Source organism: Pseudomonas gingeri (genome assembly GCF_013386115.1).
Lineage (GTDB): Bacteria > Pseudomonadota > Gammaproteobacteria > Pseudomonadales > Pseudomonadaceae > Aquipseudomonas > Aquipseudomonas gingeri.
In genome coordinates this window covers 1-643 of record NZ_JACAOR010000022.1, presented here as the reverse complement: position 1 = coordinate 643, position 643 = coordinate 1, and the positions used below count along the sequence as shown (strand labels likewise).

The window sequence follows — 643 nt, the reverse complement described above, 5'->3', positions numbered from 1 at the left end:
CCTGATTGTTCACCGCGCCGGTGGCCGTGATGTCGAGGATGTTCTCGGCCATGACCAGGCCGGTGAGGTTATCCATCGAGCCCAGCACCAGCGTGCTGCTGTCCTGGCTGGAGACTTCACCACCATTGTTGTTCAGGTGCCCCAGGGTGGCGGTCAGTTGGCTGGCGCTGTTGATCAGGCCGCCCTGCCCGTTCAGTGCCTTGTCGGCGGTCAGGTTCAGGCTGTCGGCACTGAGTACCCGGCCCTTGTTCTGGTTGTCGAGGGTGCCGGCAGTAACCGTGGTCTGCCGCTGGCCGCTCAGGGTGCCGCCCTGGTTGTTCAGGGTCTGGGTGGTGGTGATGTTCAGGTCACGGCTGGCAAGGATGGTCTTGCCGGCGTTGGTGAGGTTCTGCGCCGTGACGCTGACGTCGCCTTCGCTGTTGCGGGTTTTATCGAGATTGACCCCGGCTTCGATGATGCCGTTGTTGGTTAACTGGCCGCCGCTGCTCAGCGTGATGTGGTCCTTGGCGACCAGGTTGTTCTGGCTGGTCAGGTCGCCTTGGGTTTGCATCTCCAGGGTCGTGCCAGCATAGACCGGGCCCTTGGCCTCCAGGCTCTGGGCCTTGAGGTTGACCGCTCCGCTCGCCGCCGTATCGACCATGCT

The 643-nt window shown here is 63.3% G+C and carries 1 protein-coding gene; it reads right to left on the bottom strand.

Translation table 11 applies throughout. The features are described 5' to 3' along the window. A partial coding sequence (locus tag HX881_RS32565; protein WP_484573282.1) for a hypothetical protein occupies positions 1-643 on the bottom strand: 643 nt, incomplete at both ends.